Below are 19,018 nucleotides of genomic sequence, written 5' to 3'. Positions count from 1 at the left end.
GTAACAATGAAATACAATTCTGTTATTTTTCTATTGTTTTTTTTTAGTTCAATAGTTTATTCTGCTATAACACATACTCTTATACCCTTAACTCGAAACTCGAAATCCTTATTTCCCTATTCCTCTATTTCCCCATATCCTTCCTGCGATTCGATCGGTGTCCAGAAGATCAAAGGCAAGCTCCATCTCATATACCTGGTTTCTGCCGGTGAGACCATCTATGGAATTTCTACAAAACATGGCGTACCCATTGCCGGGCTACTGGAAATTAATCCTGCATTGGAAAACGGTTTGAAAACAGGGCAGGTCATCAACATTCCATATCATCCTGATGTCATCAAAAGATCCGGAATTTCTGAAAAAGGTATTATCATACATATCGTGGAAACCGGAGAACATCAACCTACAATACTGGTAGAAAAACAAACATTCAAAGAAGCTATAATTCATATTGTAAAACCAGGAGAGACCCTTTGGAGTTTATCAAAAAAATACAATATATCTCTTGATCAATTAATGGGATTGAATGACCTGCATATAAAAGCAGGCCAGAAACTTATTGTTGGATATAAGGCAAAGGGTGAAGTTGAAACAGTGGAAAAAGTGTTAGCAAAGGAATATATAAAGTCACGCAAAAAAGAAGATATGAAGAAAGTAAAGGAAATAAAGGAAGTAAAGGAAGTAGAGGATGTAGAGGAAATAGAGGAAAAAGAAGTAAATACGGAAATAGAAGTAAAAGGGGAAATAGAGGGAATAGATGATCAGTACCCAGAAACCAATACCCCCCCCGAGTACTCGGGGGGATCTATGCTTCGCTCCGACAAGAACCCAGTTCCCGGAACCCAGAAAAAAGTTTTAGTCGTACCTTTTGACCCTTATTTATATTTTTCCGATGCTGATGATGAGATCGCTGCTGCATCTGGTATTCCAAGAACTAAAGTAAGGCAGGTTTTCCGTAAAAACTTAAATACAATGATCCAGTCCCCTGATTATGAAACCGTGCATCTTATGGGAGGCTCCATTGAAGATTCGGTAACTGATCTGAATAAAATATACAGGTCGTTAACTTATAATTACCAGGATTTGGTCAATGAACCGGATTATGTAGATAATTATGCCCCTCCAAAAGAAAAGGCTTTGCCTGTATCTCTCGAAACAGTGAAAAGAAAATTAAAAAAAAGCCCTGAATCTCCTTTTTCAGGCAGGTTTGGCAAGATGAAGTTTGAAAATAAATATTTTGGAGCAAAGATCAAAGACCCTAAATTTTTTGAATACTTCAACAAAAAATACGACCTGGGATATTATATCTTCGTTACTCAATTTGAAGTAAATACCAATTATGAGCATTGTTTAGACAGGACGAGGCAGGATTATGAACGGGATTTTATAGTTCATTACTCCATTTATAACAGGGAGGGCAAACAAATTGCAGGCAGCAAAATAAAGATCTTCTATAACTCAAACTCAAATAACATCCAACGGATCATCGGTGATAATATACAGAAGATGGCCAATAGAATAATTGCTGCACTCCCGGGAAAGGGAATAAGTGAATAAAAAGTTGGCAGTCGGCAGTCGGCAATCTACAGTCTCCAGTCGGCAAAAAAATCAGTCGGCAGTCGGCAGTCCACAGTCGACAAAAAAGAAAATAACAATCAAACCATTAAAACAATATGGCAACTGGATTTAGAAACTTAACTTAATCAATCGGCAGTCGGCAGTCCCCAGTCGGCAAAAAACAATTGCCGACTGCTCCCGAGTACTCGGGATGGACTGCCAACTGCCGATTGTGGACTGTGGACTGCCAACTGCCAACTGCCGACTGTGGACTGTCGATTGTGGACTGCCGACTGCCGATTGCCGATTGCCAACTATATTTATATGACGCCCCAAAGAATTAACAAGCTTGAGAGAATCCAAAAGAATAAATACATAATTTTAATTACTGTCCCACGTTTTAGCTTATTTCCAAATATAAGTGTATCACCTTCCGGGGCAAATAATAAACAGAAAACAAGAGCAAATGCCCAGAAAGCGATCAATTTTATCCAAAAAATAACATCCATAATAATTTTTAAATCAATCCGATAGCTATCGGATTACAAAGTTATGTTCTCTTCGTTTTCTTTTTTAATATCATACTTTTAAGTTTAGACTCAAGAAACCTGTGTAAAGGATACATCATCCCTGCCACCATGGCATTGAAAGCAAGCTTTATTGCCGGTGCTCCACCGGAAAATTCATCTACCATTGGGTCTAACAACACCAGGATAAATTCAAATAACAGCACGAAGATAATGAAAATCAGTATTTTTGCAAAACCAATCGGAATATAAACCCCGGCAAGTGTGAATACAACTATTAACAATGCTACAATGACAATAAAGCTGCCCATAAATTGAAGTCTATGCCTTTGCGCTTTTTTTTCGGATTTTATCACCGCCTCTACTTTGGCTTTAGCTTTTTCTTTCGCTATTTTCTTTTCTATCAGGTAGTGCTCTTCCAACCTGCCGATCTCTTTTGATTTTTCTTCATTAAACAGGCTGTCTTTAATAGCTGCATATAATTTGTGGTATTCAAAAGCTTGCTTGTAAGCAACTGCCCTGGTAATAGGAGCAAGAGGGTGTTCTACCAGTTGGGCATACGTATTAGAAAGGTGTTTATAGCTATCCATGAGTACTATTTTAGATCCAATCTCCTTTGCAATATTTATACCTTTGTGAAAGTATAAGATGGCCTTTTTATAATACTTTTGCTTTGAATATATATCCCCAATATTATCCAGACATAAAGCAGATTGATCTTTATAACCTAACTGTTGAGTAATTTTCAATGCCTGAAAGTGGTAGTTTAGGGCTTTTTTATATTTACCCTGCATGGTATAAATATTTGCGATATTAATCAAAATGCTGGAAAATCCTCCAGTTGATCCCAATTGCTTTCTTAGTGTTAAACATTTCATATAATACTTCATTGCTTTTTCAATTTTACCCTGAATTTTATAAATAACCCCTATATTACCTAAATTTTCTGCAATTAATCTTTTATTGCCTAGTTTCTCTTTAATTTTTATAGATTGAAAGAAATAATCCAGGGTTTTTTCATAGTTACGCTGGTAATAATAAATTATAGCAATATTATTCCAACAATTTGAAATCCCTATTTGGCCAGACCTTGCCAGAGCTTTGAAAGATGATTCTTTTAACTGCTCATAATTTTGTAAAGATTGCAGATCATAATCAATGGCTTTGTCGTAATTTCCCTGAAGTCTGTTTACTTCTCCGAGATTGATTAAGCTGTTGGCAATTCCATGTTTAATCCATTCACTGTCCTTACCAGTAGGGAGGGAGTTAAATAATTCTTTTTTAATTTTTAATGAATAGAGGAATTGATCCGTAGCTTTTTGGTAGCTGCCTTGTGCCTGATGAACCAGCCCCATATTATTTAAACAAGATGCTACACCTATTTTACCTTCTTTTGCTAAAAATGCATCAGGCAAATTTGCCATACGCTTTGCTAAAGCCAAACCCTCCATTCCGTATTGCAAGGCTTTATTAGGGTCAGTTAATTCGTATTCCAGGATGAGTCGGGTTAGAATTTTTAATCTGGAAATTTCATTTTTGCCCCGTCCCTCACCAACAGAAAGGGCTTTGAGCATATTTTCAAGAGAATCAATGGTAGGATTTACGATTTCAGACTTACGATTTACGAATTGGGTTTTTGCTTGATTATCTGAATTGGAAAAACTAAGCGCTCCCTTAACAATAACTTTCCTAAACTTCATAGGTTTAGAAAAGTTCGACTCTGTGTAAGTAGGAGAATAGCTGTAAAAGCTATTAGTAAAGGCAATCATCAACAACATGGTAAGTTTTGTAATATTGGATTTTCTTTTTGCCAACTGCCTATTGCCAACTGCCGACTGTTTTACTATCCTTTCTTTCACCTTAGCTTCAAAGAAACTGTGAAAGGGAAAAATCATTCCTGCAAGCGCTGCATTGCATGCAAGGATAATAGCCGGTTCTCCGTGTGAGATAGCTTCTATCCATGGCTCAGCCAATACCAGGATAAACTCAAAAAACAGCAGAAATACAGTGAAAATGATCCCTTCTGCAACAGTTATGGGAATATGAAACCTTGTCAGCAGGAATAAACTCAAAAACAAAATAACAAATACGATAAAAATAGCCGAATACTGCCAGTAATTCCTGCGTTTTTTTTCCTTTTCTATCTTATCCGCTTCAGCCTTCACCTTTGCCTGCTCTTCCATCATCTGCATTTCTGTCTCGTGCCTTGCTTCCACCCTGCCTATGTCTTTGGATTTTTCTTCGTTGAAGAGGCTGTCTTTTGTCTGCACATAAAGTTGGTGATACTCTAAAGCTTTTTTATGATTCTTCTGTTTTACATACAAATCTGTAAAACTCTTATAAGCAAGCTGCATCCATTCTTTATGGCCAATGTTTTTTGCCAGTTTTAAACCTTCACTAATTCGTTCTATCGCTTTATCATACTGCTTTTGCTCGGTATAAATCACTCCAATATTGATGTTTGAAACTGCAATGCCCTGCTTATTACCAATCTCTTTATTAATGAGGGTTTTTATTTTAGTGGTGTCTTCTTTGGCATTTTTTAAGACCTGCAGGAGGCTGTCAATCTTTTCGGAGCGCAGCGGAGATCCCGATTTGTCGGGAGGGGTTTGAGAAAATAAGCCGGCAGCAGGCAGTCCCGATAAAATTAATAAGAATATGATAAGTGGTTTTTTCATTGTAGGAAAATAGCTACACAAATGACAACAAAACAAACAAGCAGCAGTAGGCAGCGGCAGTTGGCAGTCCTGCCTCCTGCTGCTGCCGCTGCCAACTCTTATTTTTATGTAGCTATCAAAGGTAGTAAATTGTCTCAACATTAATATAGTAATCTTTCAAAAAAAGAATAATTTTACCCCGCACCAAATTATTAAATGACTTTTAATATGAAAAAGGTACAATTGATAAGCCTGCTGTTATTATGCTCAATTTTTACCTGTGCACAAAATATCAAAATTACCCGGCAAAACAAAGATACATACAGTATTTCTGTCCAAGCCCTCAGGATCAAAAACTTTGTAATAGAAGCGCCCGAATATGTGTTCAGGAAAAATGTAGATGTAAAAATAACCGCTTTAGACAGGAACGACAACAGAGACAGGTCTATTAAAGGAAAATTTGTATTTCAGTTTGATGGTAAAAACAAGATCATCCTGTTTAAAGAAGGGATGGGCATTGCACCTGTCATAATTGACGGATCAAAGAAAATAACGGTAAAGGACACGGACTCCGGAATAGCTAAATTTTTCAAAATCAGACATATCCCTGCCTGGCTCAGCATTCTGCCTCCGCTTATTGCCATTGCCATGGCGCTGATATTCAGAGAGGTGTTGGTGTCGCTTTTCCTGGGTATATTTTCAGGAGCGCTTATATTACTTGGCTTTCATCCTAAAAACTGGATCCCAGCCATGTACAACGTGCTTGATAATTATATCATTAACGCAATGATGGACACAGGGCATTTGTCGGTAATTTTATTTTCAACATTGATTGGCGGCATGGTAGCGATCATTTCCAAAAACGGAGGGATGGCAGGAGTTGTTGACAAATTATCAAAATACGCAAAGTCTGCCAGAAGTGCGCAATTTATTACCTGGTTTCTGGGCATTGCTATTTTCTTTGACGATTACGCCAATACACTTATCGTTGGCAACACCATGCGCCCGGTAACAGATAAGTTCAAGATATCCAGAGAAAAGCTTGCTTATATAGTGGATAGTACTGCAGCGCCTGTAGCTGCTATCGCATTTATTACCACCTGGATCGGAGCTGAGCTTGGTTATATCCAGGATGCTTCGGTTAACTTAAGGATCAATGAAAATGCTTATTCAATGTTTTTGAATTCGCTGCAATATGCTTTCTATCCCATTTTCACACTGGTATTTATGTTCTTTTTGATATACTTTAAAAAGGATTTCGGGTCAATGTATAAGGCTGAAATTCGATCCCGAGTACTCGGGACGAAACTCAAAATTCGAAACTCGAAATTCGAAACTCGAAATTCGAAATTCGAAACTCGAAACTCGAAACTCGAAACTCGAAATTCGAAATTCGAAAATAATGAATCACTTAAAGATTTGGACCCTGTCGAGGGTGTAAAACAAAAGTGGTACAATGCATTTATTCCCGTTATATCAGTAGTCTTAGTAACAATAGCAGCGCTTTTGGTTACAGGCGCTCACAAATCTTTTGATAATTTATTGGAGGCCGGAATTGTCATACAGGATTATTCCTTTATGAATGTATGGGAAAACCTTTACCATCTTAACAACGGACAGGATGTAGCATTTTTCAGGAAACTCGGGATCATTATCGGCAATGCTGATGCTTATGTGGCTTTGCTCTGGGCGTCATTATCAGGTGTCGTTTTAGCCATTCTGTTAACCGTCATTCAAAGGATCATGCCGCTAAGAAAAATAATGGATACATTAGTATTTGGTTTCAAAACCATGCTTCCTGCAGTACTGATCCTGATCCTGGCATGGTCGCTGGCAAAAATAACCGGGGATCTGCATACAGCCGATTTTCTTACTTCCTTGTTCAGCGGTGCTATTTCTCCCGTATGGATGCCCACTGTAGTTTTTATCCTGGCAGCGCTGATCTCATTTTCAACCGGATCAAGCTGGGGCACGATGGCAATTTTATACCCTTTGATGCTTCCCGCTACCTGGCTATTATGCCAGCAAAGTGGTTTTGAAACCGGGCAATCAATGCCGATATTCTATAATGTTATTTCCGTAGTGCTGGCCGGTTCGGTATTTGGTGACCACTGCTCGCCCATTTCTGACACAACCATCCTGAGCTCATTAGCAACCAATTGTAATCATGTAGATCATGTGAGAACGCAATTGCCTTATGCAATCACTGTGGCTGTGGTAAGCTTATTGGTTTGTGCGGTGTTTGTGAATATGGGCATTCCATGGTACTTTAATTACTTATTAGGATTCGTTATGCTTTTTTTGATTGTGAAGTATCTGGGTAGAAGTTTGTAAATACATTTTTGAGTCCACTCCAAAAAGTTAAAAAAGAAAAAATGCCACTAAAACACCAAAGCACTAAATCCCACAAAACATTGAAAATCAATCAAATAACTTTTGTGGGATTTTGTGTTTTTGTGCTTTTGTGGCGAAAATTGACTTTTTGGAGTGGACTCATTTTTTATTAGATAAATTAATCATATTTTTGCACAAAATTACTCTTAATAAATTAATCTCAATAATAATGGAACTCAAATCACCCCTTGAAATGCTTTACCAATGGGAAAGCGAAACACCGGATAAGGTATATATGCGCCAGCCTATTGATGATGTTTACCATGAATACACATGGAAGCAAACAGGTGAAGAAGTAAGAAAAATGGCGGCTGTCTTGAAGGGCTTGAACCTGCCTCCAAAAAGTAAGATCGGCATTTTATCCAAAAACTGTGTGCATTGGATGCTCTCCGACCTTGCCATTATGATGGCGGATCATATATCCGTTCCCTTGTATCCCAACCTGTCAGCCAATTCAGTAAGACAAATACTCGAACACAGCGAAACAAAGGTGTTGTTCGTGGGAAAATTAGACGATTATCCCTCTATGAAACCGGGCGTGCCCGATGATGTATATTGCATCACATACCCCTTTTATTCACACACCGAATACGACAACTGGGATGATCTTACTGCCAAGGTGGAGCCGGTCAAAGAGAACGTAGTAAGAGACCCAGCCGAATTGGCAACGATTATCTATACATCTGGAACAACAGGTATGCCTAAGGGCGTTATGCACAAGTTTCACAATTTTGCATTTACTTGCAGCCATGCATTTAAATATCTGGGAATGGGAAATGGATCCCGGTTTTTCTCCTATCTGCCCCTGGCCCACATTGCTGAAAGATTATTGGTAGAAATGGGCAGCATATACACAGGCGGCTCCGTATCTTTTGCCGAATCAATAGACACATTTGCAAAAAACCTGGCTGAATCCAAGCCCACAGTGTTTCTCGGTGTGCCAAGAATTTGGACCAAATTCCAGCAAGGAGTTCTCAACAAGCTGCCTCAGAAAAAACTGGATACATTTCTTAAAATTCCCATTTTGTCAGGTATTATAAAAAAGAAGATAAGGACAGGACTGGGATTGAATGAGGCAACCAATGTCTTTACAGGCGCGGCACCCACCCCTGTTTCATTAATAAAATGGTTTGAAAAAATAGGCATCAGGATACAGGAAGCTTATGCTATGACCGAGAATACCTGTTATTCTCATGTATCTTTAAATGACAAGATAAAGATAGGGTATGTTGGCGCACCCTTGCCTTATTGTGACGTCAAATTGAGTGAAGAAGGGGAAATACTGATCAAACATGAAGCATTGATGGACGGTTATTATAAAGAACCCGAAATGACTGCTGAAACTTTTACAGACGGTTATTTAAGAACAGGCGATAAAGGAGAGATAGATGATGAAGGGTTTTTGAAGATCACTGGAAGGGTTAAGGATTTATTTAAAACCAGTAAAGGTAAATATATTGCTCCCTCCCCTATTGAGTCAAAACTTTCAGCCAACATTAATATCGAGCAAGTTTGCGTAGTTGGTATAGGAATTCCCCAGCCAATCGCCTTGATAGTGCTATCTGAAGATGCAAAAAAGAAGCCTAAAGAAGAAATAACTAAGGGCCTTGAAGAAACATTGGAAAAGGTAAATTCCGGACTTGACCACCATGAATTGATTAAAAAATTAATTGTTCTGAACGAAGAATGGACCATCGAAAACGAACTATTAACCCCAACCATGAAGGTTAAAAGAAATGACCTGGAAAAAATTCATTCAGGTAAGTATGAGGCATGGTATGAGCAGGAAGAGTCAATAATTTGGGAATGAAACCACGAATTACACGAATTACACAAATTAAATTAGTGTAATTATTAATTTTTTACTTTTACGGCAACTAAATTAAGGAAGTATCATAACATTTACAATCACTTTTCTTTCTTTTTAATCTAGATTTTTAGGAACTAAATTTAGTATCTTTACCCCGCACCCCGAGTACTCGGGGTGCAGGGCAACCAAAAGGATCAAGCCGAAAATCCTTAAAACAGAGTAGGCAAAAACAAATAATTATCAATAGTATGGCACACAACATAAAAAAACTTCCCATCTATTCCCTTCTCAGTTTAATTTTTGTACTCGGAACTATAAACTCCAATGCCCAATGGCTGCAAACCAATGGGCCTTATGGTGGATATATCCAAAGTATTGCTACAGACGGAACAAACATTTTTGCGGGGACTGGTGGCGGAGGCATGTTTTTATCCACCAACAATGGAAGTTCCTGGACTGCGGTCAATACCGGTTTGACAAATCTTGATGTCCCTTCATTAGCCATAAGCGGCACAAACATTTTTGCGGGGACTTCTAATGGTGGGGTATTTTTATCCACCAACAATGGAAGTTCCTGGACTGCGGTCAATACCGGTTTGACAAGTACTACTGTCACTTCATTAGCCATAAGCGGCACAAACATTTTTGCGGGGACTTTGGGCGGGGTGTTTTTATCCACCAACAATGGAAGTTCCTGGACTGCGGTCAATACCGGTTTGACAAATCTTGGTGTCCGTTCATTCGCCATAAGCGGCACAAACATTTTTGCGGGGACTGGGGGCGGGGTGTTTTTATCCACCAACAATGGAAGTTCCTGGACTGCGGTCAATACCGGTTTGACAAGTACTAATGTCTATTCATTAGCCATAAGCGACACAAACATTTTTGCGGGGACTTGGGGCGGAGGCGTCTTTTTATCAACCAACAATGGAAGTTCCTGGACTGCGGTAAATACCGGTATTACAAATCTTTATGTCCGGTCATTAGCCATAAGCGACACAAACATTTTTTCGGGGACTTCTGGTGGGGTATTTTTATCCACCAACAACGGAAGTTCCTGGACTGCGGTAAATAACGGTTTGACAAATCTTATTGTCCAATCATTAGCCATAAGCGGCACAAACATTTTTGCGGGGACCTGGGGTGGTGGGGTATTTTTATCCACCAACAATGGAAGTTCCTGGACTGCGGTCAATACCGGTTTGACAAATACTACTGTCAATTCATTAGCCATAAGCGGCACAAACATTTTTGCGGGGACTGGTGGCGGTGGCGTGTTTTTATCCACCAACAATGGAAGTTCCTGGACTACGGTCAATACCGGTTTGACAAGTACTAATGTCTATTCATTAGCCATAAGCGGCACAAACATTTTTGCGGGGACTAATGGTGATGGCGTGTTTTTATCCACCAACAACGGAAGTTCCTGGACTGCGGTCAATACCGGTTTGACAAATCTTGTTGTCCTGTCATTAGCCATAAGCGGCACAAACATTTTTGCGGGGACTTGGGGCGGGGTGTTTTTATCCACCAACAACGGAAGTTCCTGGACTGCGGTCAATACCGGTTTGACAGATTTTAATGTCCGTTCATTAGCCATAAGCGGCACAAACATTTTTGCGGGAACTGGGAGAGGCGGAGGCGTCTTTTTATCCACCAACAACGGAAGTTCCTGGACTGCGGTAAATACCGGTTTGACAAGTACCCTTGTCCTCTCATTAGCAATAAGCGGCACAAACATTTTTGCGGGGACTGGTGGCGGAGTTTTTTTATCCACCAACAATGGAAGTTCCTGGACTGCGGTCAATACCGGTTTGCCAAATCTTGATGTCCAATCATTAGCCATAAGCGGCACAAACATTTTTGCGGGGACTAATAATGGTGGGGTATTTTTATCCACCAACAATGGAAGTTCCTGGACTGCGGTCAATACCGGTTTGACAGATCTTAATGTCTGGTCATTAGCCATAAGCGGCACAAACATTTTTGCGGGGACTGGTGGCGGAGGCGTCTTTTTATCCACCAACAATGGAAGTTCCTGGACTGCGGTCAATACCGGTTTGACAAATCTTACTGTCCAATCATTAGCCATAAGCGGCACAGACATTTTTGCGGGGACTGGTGGCGGAGGGGTGTTTTTATCCAACAACAATGGAAGTTCCTGGACTGCGGTCAATACCGGTTTGACAAATCTTACTGTCTGGTCATTAGCCATAAGCGACACAAACATTTTTGCGGGGACTTATGGCGGGGTGTTTTTATCAACCAACAATGGAAGTTCCTGGACTGCGGTCAATACCGGTTTGACAAATCTTAATGTCCGTTCATTAGCCATAAGCGGCACAAACATTTTTGCGACTGGTGGCGGAGGGGTGTTTTTATCCACCAACAATGGAAGTTCCTGGACTGCGGTCAATACCGGTTTGACAAATCTTACTGTCTGGTCATTAGCCATAAGCGGCACAAACATTTTTGCGGGGACTAATGGCGGGGTGTTTTTATCCACCAACAATGGAAGTTCCTGGACTGCGGTAAATACCGGTTTGACAAATACTACTGTCTTTTCATTAGCCATAAGCGGCACAAACATTTTTGCGGGGACTGGTGGCGGAGGGGTGTTTTTATCCACCAACAATGGAAGTTCCTGGACTGCGGTCAATAACGGTTTGACAAATCTTACTGTCATGCCATTAGCCATCAGCGGCACAAACATTTTTGCGGTGACTTGGGGCGGAGGCGTCTTTTTATCCACCAACAATGGAAGTTCCTGGACTGCGGTAAATACCGGTTTGACAAGTACTAATGTCTATTCATTAGCCATAAGCGACACAAACATTTTTGCGGGGACTAATAGTGATGGCGTGTTTTTATCCACCAACAATGGAAGTTCCTGGACTGCGGTCAATACCGGTTTGACAAATCTTACTGTCCAATCATTAGCCATAAGCGGCACAGACATTTTTGCGGGGACTGGTGGCGGGGTATGGATCTCGTCAGTTAAGTGAAATAACCGGCACAGGAGAGGGCCCAAATCAGAATAATGCTTATCTCCAATCATCAATCAACCTTTTCCCCAATCCCGCCACCGGCGGCCTCACTATTGAGAGCAACTTAGGGTTGGAAATTGAAAAAATTGAGATTTACAATACCCTGGGGCAGAAGGTTCATGAAATGGATGTAAACAAAAAACTACAAACATTCAGTATGAATATGGCGATGCTATCTGCCGGAAATTACATGCTGAAAATCACAACCGGTAAAGGTATTATCATTAAGCAAGTGGCAGTGGAGTAGGAGCCCCCCTAAATCCCCCCAAAGGGGGGACTTTGCCATCGCTTTTGCCTTGGGGAAGTAGAGCAAAGTCATTAAATTTGGTCTAATAGACAAAAGTTGGCGCTTTTTATTAGTAACTAAATTTCATCAATTACTTTCTTTTTTCGTTACGGTTTCCGGTTTATCGGTTCTCGGTTTTCAGATTCCGGTTTATCTGTTTAGCGGTTTTCAGTTAATCAGATAACCGGTTTTGTTGCTGAAAAACTTATGGCAGACAACCGAATGACCGACAACTGAATAACCGAAAAACCGGTAACTGAAAACCGAGAACCGAGAAACTGTATTATTCGATTAATCGCCTTTCCTACGAATTACGAATATTTGTAAATATTCATTCGTAATTCGGGAAATTCGTAATTCGTAGGAGATTAACGGCAATGAATAATAAGTGTGTTTTACATTACATATTTCCCGTTGGAAACGGCTTTAATTCAAATCATCGTATTTGAGTTAATCTAGTTTTTAGTCATTTTCTTATATAGTCTAATTCCCAAAAACAATAATATACCCACCAAAATAAAACCGGTGATCCCATAAAAGAAACCCAGCGTATTTTTCAACACGGCAATAAAGACTATAGCTACCAATAGTAAAGTAGCAACTTCATTCCAGATTCTCAGTTGTAAAGAAGTCCATTTGAAGGCGCTATCATGTGAATGTGTTTTAATCAGTTTTTTCATAATAATTCCACATAAGAAATGATATAGAAGCAGTGCTGCTACAAATACCAGCTTAAGATACAGCCAGGTATCCAAATAACCGGTATTAATAACAACCATCCATGTTCCAAAAACAACGGTAATGATCATACCGGGCCAGCAAATAATATAATAGAGCCGTTTTTGCATGATGATGAATTGAGCTTGCAATACTGCACGTTCGTGCTCAGGCTTTTTATTTGTCTCTTGATGATAAATAAACAACCTGCCAAGGTAAAACAAACCGGCAAACCAACTGACAAAACCTATGATGTGTAGCGCTTTTAGATAAAGTAATAGCATCATTTTAAATAATGTATAAAACCTAAAAATCTAAATTAAAAAGAAAGAAAAGTGATGTAAATATTATGATACTTCCTTAATTTAGTACAATAAAAGTAAAAAATTAAAACTTTAAACCATCACTCTTTGGGTGAAAAAATTAACACTTGTATTTCACAAAGCATCTTATAAATAGAACGCTGATGACGCTGATAAAACGGATAATCACAGATAAAAAATCAGCGCAAATCAGCTAAATCAGTGTCATCCGCGTTCTATAGGTAATTCCGGTTTTTCAATTTAGATTTTTAGGTAAAAATAAAAAATAATCCCTATCTTTTGAGTAAATAAAGAATAACTCCTATTTTTGAAAATATTTCTACGGTTTTATTTTTGAATTGTCTCAGCGTATAAAAACTCGTAGATATAACTCAATACTGAACACTAAACTCTTAACACTATGAACACTGAAAACAAAACTTACACAAAAATAGACAAATCTGTATTAAAAGCGATTCCAAACCCTACACAAAGGGCTTATGAAATTAAAATAAAGATACCGGAATTTACATTCCTGGGCGTTCAAAAACAGCCTGACTTTGCAACAATTTACCTGACATTCTACCCCCAAAAAAAGGTCATTGAATTAAAGTCTATCAAAGAGTATGTTTACCAGCTCAGAAATATTATTGTCTCATACGAGCGTTTAATAAATATCATCTATGATGACCTGATGGATGTATATCAACCAGAACGCCTCAGGATCGTTATGATATGTAACCCCCGTGGTGGTATCAGCTCGAAATTAACCATAGACTCAGATTGGAAAGCCCGGGGTGGAAAAGAAAAATTCAATGACTGGACCGTGGCTCGTGAAGAATGGGATGTGTTGATGTAAAGAAAACGCGGCTAAAATAATTTTATATCTTTTTTACTAAATATTCGTACTATTTAGATAAATGAAATATAAAATCATAGTACTATTAATTTTACTTCCACCCTTAGGATATAGCCTACTTGATACTTCTTTAGCCAACATATACTTCATCAAAGCCGGCTCCCTCTCTAAAGCTGCTCAATACGAGGGAATACTTGCAAAACCGTTATTTACCTGGCTGACAGGGAAATGGACAGGCAAGGGCAACGGAGGATTAATGTACGAAAACTGGACTATAATAAATGATCAGTTAATGGAAGGTGCGAGTTATAGTATTTCGAAAAGCGATACTGTTTTTTCAGAAACGATGAGAATTGAACTTCTTGACAGTAATATCTTTTATACTGTATACGTTGAACATAATAAAAGAGAAGTTTCATTTAAATTAATTGAAATTACAACTAATAAAGCGGTTTTTGAAAACACCAAACATGATTTCCCAACCCGAATAATTTATATCAAGAAAGGTGATGACACTTTACACGCCCGCATTGAAGGCATCAGAAACGGGAAAAAAGATACTGTTGATTTTTTTATGACAAGAGTTTTGTAATGTATTCGGGTGTTCACGTGAACACATACAAGGCTATTATAGATGAAAATAAATATACCAATATTCATAATTCTGTTGATCATCCCCGCTATGATCACTTCCTGCTATGTTGTCAAAACTATTTACTACAACCTTGCCGATATAAAGGATTATAAAAAATTTCCTTACCACACTATTGAAGCGCAAAAGCCATCTTTCAACTTTGTAGCAGGAAATAGAGAAAGGGAATTCAACCTCTCCCTGGAAGAGTTGAAAGCGTTTGGTAATGGAAAATTTCCTTTTACCATTAAAGCGGAGGATCTAAGCAAGGGGGGCTTACCATTAGAAAAATTGCTAAATAGTACAAAAACCGTAGCCTTTTTAATAATTAAAAATGATACAATACTGTATGAAAAATATTTTCATAAATATGACGAAGCATCAGTGACTACTTCCTTTTCAATGGCAAAATCTTTTACCTCAGCCTTGATTGGCATTGCAATTTCAGAAGGTTTCATTGAAAATATCAATCAACCTATTACTGATTACATACCTGAATTAAAAGGCAAAGGGTTTGAAAAAATCAAAATCGAGAATCTGTTACAGATGACCTCCGGTATTAAATTTACCGAAAATTATTACAACCCCTTTAGTAACGTTGATAAATTATATTATGGAAACAATATCCTCAATATTATTACCCGCCTTAAAATTGATAAACAACCGGGGAAAGAATACCGTTATATCAGCATAAACTCGCAGCTTCTGGGTTTGATACTACAGAGGGCTACCGGAAAAATCGTTTCGGAATACCTCCAGGAAAAGATATGGATACCTTTAGGGATGGAATACGATGCCACATGGAGCATAGACAGTAAGAAAAACGGCATGGAAAAGACTTATTGTTGTCTGAATGCACGGGCCCGTGACTTTGCGAAATTTGGCAGACTCTATCTGAACAAAGGCAACTGGAACGGGAAGCAAATAATTCCAGAACATTGGATAGAAGAATCAACCAAAACAGATAGTACCAATGGTAGCGCCTGGAATTTCCAATATTGTTGGTGGATAATGTCTTTTCCTCCAAAGGCAGATCAGCCTCTCCAAAAGAGTCCGGTCCAAAGTACTCCTGGCTCCTTAGGAGAGCCCTTCGAACAAGTTGAATCACCAGGTAAAAAAGCTTTTTGGGCAAAAGGGCATTTAGGGCAATTTATATTTGTTTACCCTCAGAAAAATGTGATTATCGTACGTCTTGGTAAAAAACGAGGTAAAGTTAAGTGGGGTAAGGTGTTTCTGCGCATAGCGAATAGCGCATGGTAGAGACGCCCAAATTGGGCGTCTCTACCATGCGCTATGCCCTCACATCCAAATTTTCAAAAAATTGCTTAAATACAGGCAGATCTGCAATGTCTAATTTCTTGCCTATTTCCAGGATTTTATCAGACTCAACACTCAAAACTGTTCTTTTTTTAAGGATATCTTCATCTTCATCTAAAAATAATGTGGATACGATACGCAACAGGATGTAAGGCGTTGTGAAGTGATTTTTATTAAAATCCCCGGATGAAGCTATTGATGATTTAATAAATTGCTGATACTTTTCTTTGCTTCCGAAACAACTATATATTATTACCTTGACCACATCATAAAACCGGTCTTCCCATTTATCAAAACCGCTGATCAAATATTTCATTGCATGAACTACCGGGTCTTTTTGCAGAAAAAAACCTCCTTTGGAGGCCTTCCTGGCTCGTTTATTAAGCTTCATTTCTTCTGCAAAGCTTATAGTTTTATTCGCCAGCGCTACTCCGACTGATGGCGATAAAAGTATCAATCCGAGGAAATCCTGGTCACTAATTTCAAGAAATTGCGCTTCAGCCTGGATAAAATCCTTTTTCAGATGGTTAATTGCCTGAAGGATATTTTCATCTTCCGCCAACATTTTTATTTCATGTTCTGTCATAATAGAATTTACGAAGTACGAATTCGTACTATGTCATTCGTACTTCGTCAAACGAAATTTTCACAAGAGCCGATGGAGGGATTCGAACCCCCGGCCCGCTGATTACAAATCAGCTGCTCTGACCAACTGAGCTACATCGGCAAACCAAATTTAGTTATTAGTTTGTTAGTTTTTAGTTAATTAATTCAGTCTCGGATCGATCGGATAATTAGACATAGCCTTGTATTTTCCTCCCATATTCCTTAAAATATTTTTCCATAGTTCATTAGGATCCATATCAAATATTTGTGAGGAAGTAGCCGAACCTACGATCCAAGAGTGTGCTTTAAACTCATCAAACAGTTGCCTCTCCCCCCATCCGGAATATCCCAGGAAAAAGCGAAAATCTTTTGAATTGACCTGGTTGTTGGCAATCAAAACTTTCAGCTGCTCAAAATTCCCTCCCCAATAAAGCCCGTCTTCGATCTTTATGCTGCCTTCCATTTGGTCGCCCAGCCTATGAATGTAATGCAATGTGTTTTGTTCTACAGGCCCCCCTGCATAAACAGGTTTATCATAATTACTGATCTCCTCAACCAATTCTTCCATGCTGATATTTGTTGGTTTATTCAATACAAAACCAACGGAACCTTTATCATTATGCTCACAAAGCAAAATTACAGACCGCATAAAATTAGGGTCGGGCAAAAATGGCTCCGAGATCAAAATATCACCTTTTTCAAATTCTGGTTCCATCTGGAAATAATTATAAGTAATAACATAATAATTGCCACAGATTCACAGATTTTATAAAATAACTCTTCTATACTTCAATGAATCTTCTCCAAAATTAAACAGAAGTCCAATCTTACATTTTGAAACTGCTAAATAATTTATCATTTGATTATAATGTTCATCCATTACTCCTTTTTGTGCCTTAATTTCTACTATTATATTATTAAACATAACAAAATCAGCATAAAAATAATGAGGAAGAATGATTCCTTTATACTTAACTTGATATTTCTTTTCTCTTTCATAGCGGATATTTTTTAATTTCGCTTCATATTCCAAAGCATCTTTGTAAACAATTTCAAGCAACCCTCTCCCTAAAATTCTATGTATTTCCATACAAATTCCAATTATTTGAAACGTTTCTTGCTTCATTGGATAGTTGGTATTATCATATTTTTTAATCTGTGAATCTGTGGCTTTTATTTTCATCTGCAAATAAATTGTACATTTTTTTTAGCCCACAAATTAATATCATGCTAAGCATAATTCCAAACTAACTTAATATTTTTGATAATTTCATTCGTATATTTACCCCGTCAGCCGTTGAATGGTTACGGTTATCCCACATAGTGCGGGACCCGTTTCGTAAAGCGGTTACGTTTGGTAGAGACGCCCAATTTGGTCGTCTCTACCAAACGTATCCGCTAAACCCCGCATATAAATTTATTAATTTGATATAAATTATTTTTTCATTTTATAATAAAAATTTATGTGCGGGGTAAACGACCTGCCTGCCTCGCTCTTGCCTTTTGATAGCAGGCAGGTACGGGCTTCGTAACCTTTTAACGCTTAACCATCTTTTATAATGACTAATTATCGATCAATTCTCCAATTACTGAAAATTTATTTGAAAAACACAAATTTAAACAAAAAAAACATAGACCAGGATCCTATTAAACAATTTAACAAATGGTTGAGCGTAGCTAAAAAAACCAGCATGATACATCCTGAGGCGATGACACTGGCCACTTCAACCAAGGATGGTAAACCTTCAGTGAGAATTCTTTTGCTTAAAGGGGTCATTGATTCTAAATTTATTTTTTTTACTAATTATCAGAGCAGTAAAGCAAAAGAAATAGAAGTTAACCCTTACGGTGCACTGCTCTTTTATTGGGAAAAACTGGAACGCCAGGTCAGGATAAAAGGAAAAATTGAAAAGATCGCAGAAAAAGAGTCTGAAGATTATTTTAAAACACGCCCCAATGGCAGTAAACTGGGAGCCTGGGCATCTCCGCAAAGCGAGGTAATCCCGGATAGAACGTTTTTGGAGAAAAATTTCAAAGAATTTGAAGAAAAATATAAAAACGAAGAGATCCCAAGGCCACAGTACTGGGGAGGATACCAATTAATACCTTCTATGCTTGAATTCTGGCAAGGAAAACCCAACCGGCTGCACGACAGGATCAGGTACAGGCTGGAAAATGACAAATGGATTATTGAAAGGCTGGCACCGTAGATAAGAAGTTGGCAGTAGGATATAGTGTAGCAACAATTTAGTTTTGCAACATTAATTTGTAATAAATAGATTCTTTCGTTATTAATCAACAAATGGTT

The 19,018-nt window shown here is 38.4% G+C and carries 14 protein-coding genes, 1 tRNA gene and 1 pseudogene; 9 read left to right on the top strand and 7 right to left on the bottom strand.

The window, feature by feature from the left end; all coding sequences use genetic code 11:
• Positions 1–6: 6 nt before the first annotated feature.
• Positions 7–1,557 (top strand): LysM peptidoglycan-binding domain-containing protein, encoded by a 1,551-nt coding sequence (locus FVQ77_00080; GenBank protein ID MBW8048745.1) that lies wholly within the window; start codon positions 7–9, stop codon positions 1,555–1,557.
• 129 nt (positions 1,558–1,686) lie between these two features.
• On the opposite strand, the gene FVQ77_00075 is transcribed toward FVQ77_00080, so the two are convergent.
• Entirely contained in the window at positions 1,687–1,920 is a 234-nt protein-coding gene (locus tag FVQ77_00075) for a hypothetical protein (protein MBW8048744.1), read from the bottom strand.
• A gap of 187 nt (positions 1,921–2,107) precedes the next feature.
• On the bottom strand, positions 2,108–4,903 hold the full coding sequence (locus FVQ77_00070; protein MBW8048743.1) for a tetratricopeptide repeat protein: 2,796 nt from the start codon (positions 4,901–4,903) through the stop codon (positions 2,108–2,110).
• Positions 4,904–5,251: 348 nt separating this feature from the next.
• On the opposite strand from FVQ77_00070, the gene FVQ77_00065 reads away from it, so the two are divergent.
• The 4 genes and pseudogenes from FVQ77_00065 to FVQ77_00050 all read left to right on the top strand — a co-directional run bounded on the left by FVQ77_00065 (position 5,252) and on the right by FVQ77_00050 (position 12,239).
• A complete protein-coding gene (locus FVQ77_00065) occupies positions 5,252–7,075 on the top strand; it encodes a Na+/H+ antiporter NhaC family protein (protein MBW8048742.1) in 1,824 nt (607 codons plus the stop codon).
• A gap of 229 nt (positions 7,076–7,304) precedes the next feature.
• Positions 7,305–8,945 (top strand): AMP-binding protein, encoded by a 1,641-nt coding sequence (locus FVQ77_00060; GenBank protein ID MBW8048741.1) that lies wholly within the window; start codon positions 7,305–7,307, stop codon positions 8,943–8,945.
• 248 nt (positions 8,946–9,193) lie between these two features.
• A pseudogene (locus tag FVQ77_00055) lies at positions 9,194–10,963 on the top strand (regulator).
• Between the two features lie 943 nt (positions 10,964–11,906).
• The gene (locus FVQ77_00050; protein ID MBW8048740.1) at positions 11,907–12,239 is read left to right on the top strand and encodes a T9SS type A sorting domain-containing protein; all 333 of its coding nucleotides are present in this window, start codon (positions 11,907–11,909) and stop codon (positions 12,237–12,239) included.
• Positions 12,240–12,733: 494 nt separating this feature from the next.
• Here the strand turns inward: FVQ77_00050 and FVQ77_00045 are convergent, their stop codons facing one another.
• On the bottom strand, positions 12,734–13,279 hold the full coding sequence (locus tag FVQ77_00045; GenBank protein MBW8048739.1) for a CopD family protein: 546 nt from the start codon (positions 13,277–13,279) through the stop codon (positions 12,734–12,736).
• A 439-nt stretch (positions 13,280–13,718) separates the two neighbouring features.
• Here FVQ77_00045 and queF point away from each other — a divergent pair, with 439 nt between their 5' ends.
• The 3 genes from queF (at position 13,719) to FVQ77_00030 (ending at position 16,047) form a co-directional block, all read left to right on the top strand.
• The gene (gene queF, locus FVQ77_00040) at positions 13,719–14,156 is read left to right on the top strand and encodes a preQ(1) synthase (protein ID MBW8048738.1); all 438 of its coding nucleotides are present in this window, start codon (positions 13,719–13,721) and stop codon (positions 14,154–14,156) included.
• Positions 14,157–14,217: 61 nt separating this feature from the next.
• Positions 14,218–14,748: a hypothetical protein gene (locus tag FVQ77_00035; protein ID MBW8048737.1), complete on the top strand. Its 531-nt coding sequence runs from the start codon at positions 14,218–14,220 to the stop codon at positions 14,746–14,748.
• A 42-nt stretch (positions 14,749–14,790) separates the two neighbouring features.
• Positions 14,791–16,047: a serine hydrolase gene (locus FVQ77_00030; protein MBW8048736.1), complete on the top strand. Its 1,257-nt coding sequence runs from the start codon at positions 14,791–14,793 to the stop codon at positions 16,045–16,047.
• 31 nt (positions 16,048–16,078) lie between these two features.
• On the opposite strand, the gene FVQ77_00025 is transcribed toward FVQ77_00030, so the two are convergent.
• From FVQ77_00025 to FVQ77_00010, 4 genes are all read right to left on the bottom strand, one after another.
• Complete coding sequence (locus tag FVQ77_00025; protein MBW8048735.1) at positions 16,079–16,690, bottom strand: hypothetical protein; 612 nt, start codon at positions 16,688–16,690, stop codon at positions 16,079–16,081.
• A gap of 67 nt (positions 16,691–16,757) precedes the next feature.
• Positions 16,758–16,831 (bottom strand) — tRNA-Thr (locus tag FVQ77_00020).
• A gap of 39 nt (positions 16,832–16,870) precedes the next feature.
• A complete protein-coding gene (locus tag FVQ77_00015) occupies positions 16,871–17,425 on the bottom strand; it encodes a YqgE/AlgH family protein (GenBank protein ID MBW8048734.1) in 555 nt (184 codons plus the stop codon).
• Between the two features lie 51 nt (positions 17,426–17,476).
• Complete coding sequence (locus FVQ77_00010) at positions 17,477–17,836, bottom strand: GxxExxY protein (protein MBW8048733.1); 360 nt, start codon at positions 17,834–17,836, stop codon at positions 17,477–17,479.
• A gap of 433 nt (positions 17,837–18,269) precedes the next feature.
• Here FVQ77_00010 and pdxH point away from each other — a divergent pair, with 433 nt between their 5' ends.
• Positions 18,270–18,920 (top strand): pyridoxamine 5'-phosphate oxidase, encoded by a 651-nt coding sequence (gene pdxH, locus FVQ77_00005; GenBank protein ID MBW8048732.1) that lies wholly within the window; start codon positions 18,270–18,272, stop codon positions 18,918–18,920.
• The last annotated feature ends 98 nt before the right edge of the window (positions 18,921–19,018 follow it).

The sequence above is a fragment of the Cytophagales bacterium genome (assembly GCA_019456305.1).
Taxonomy (GTDB): domain Bacteria; phylum Bacteroidota; class Bacteroidia; order Cytophagales; family VRUD01; genus VRUD01.
Note: the sequence above shows the minus strand (reverse complement) of the source record. Positions and strands in the feature narration are given on the sequence as shown.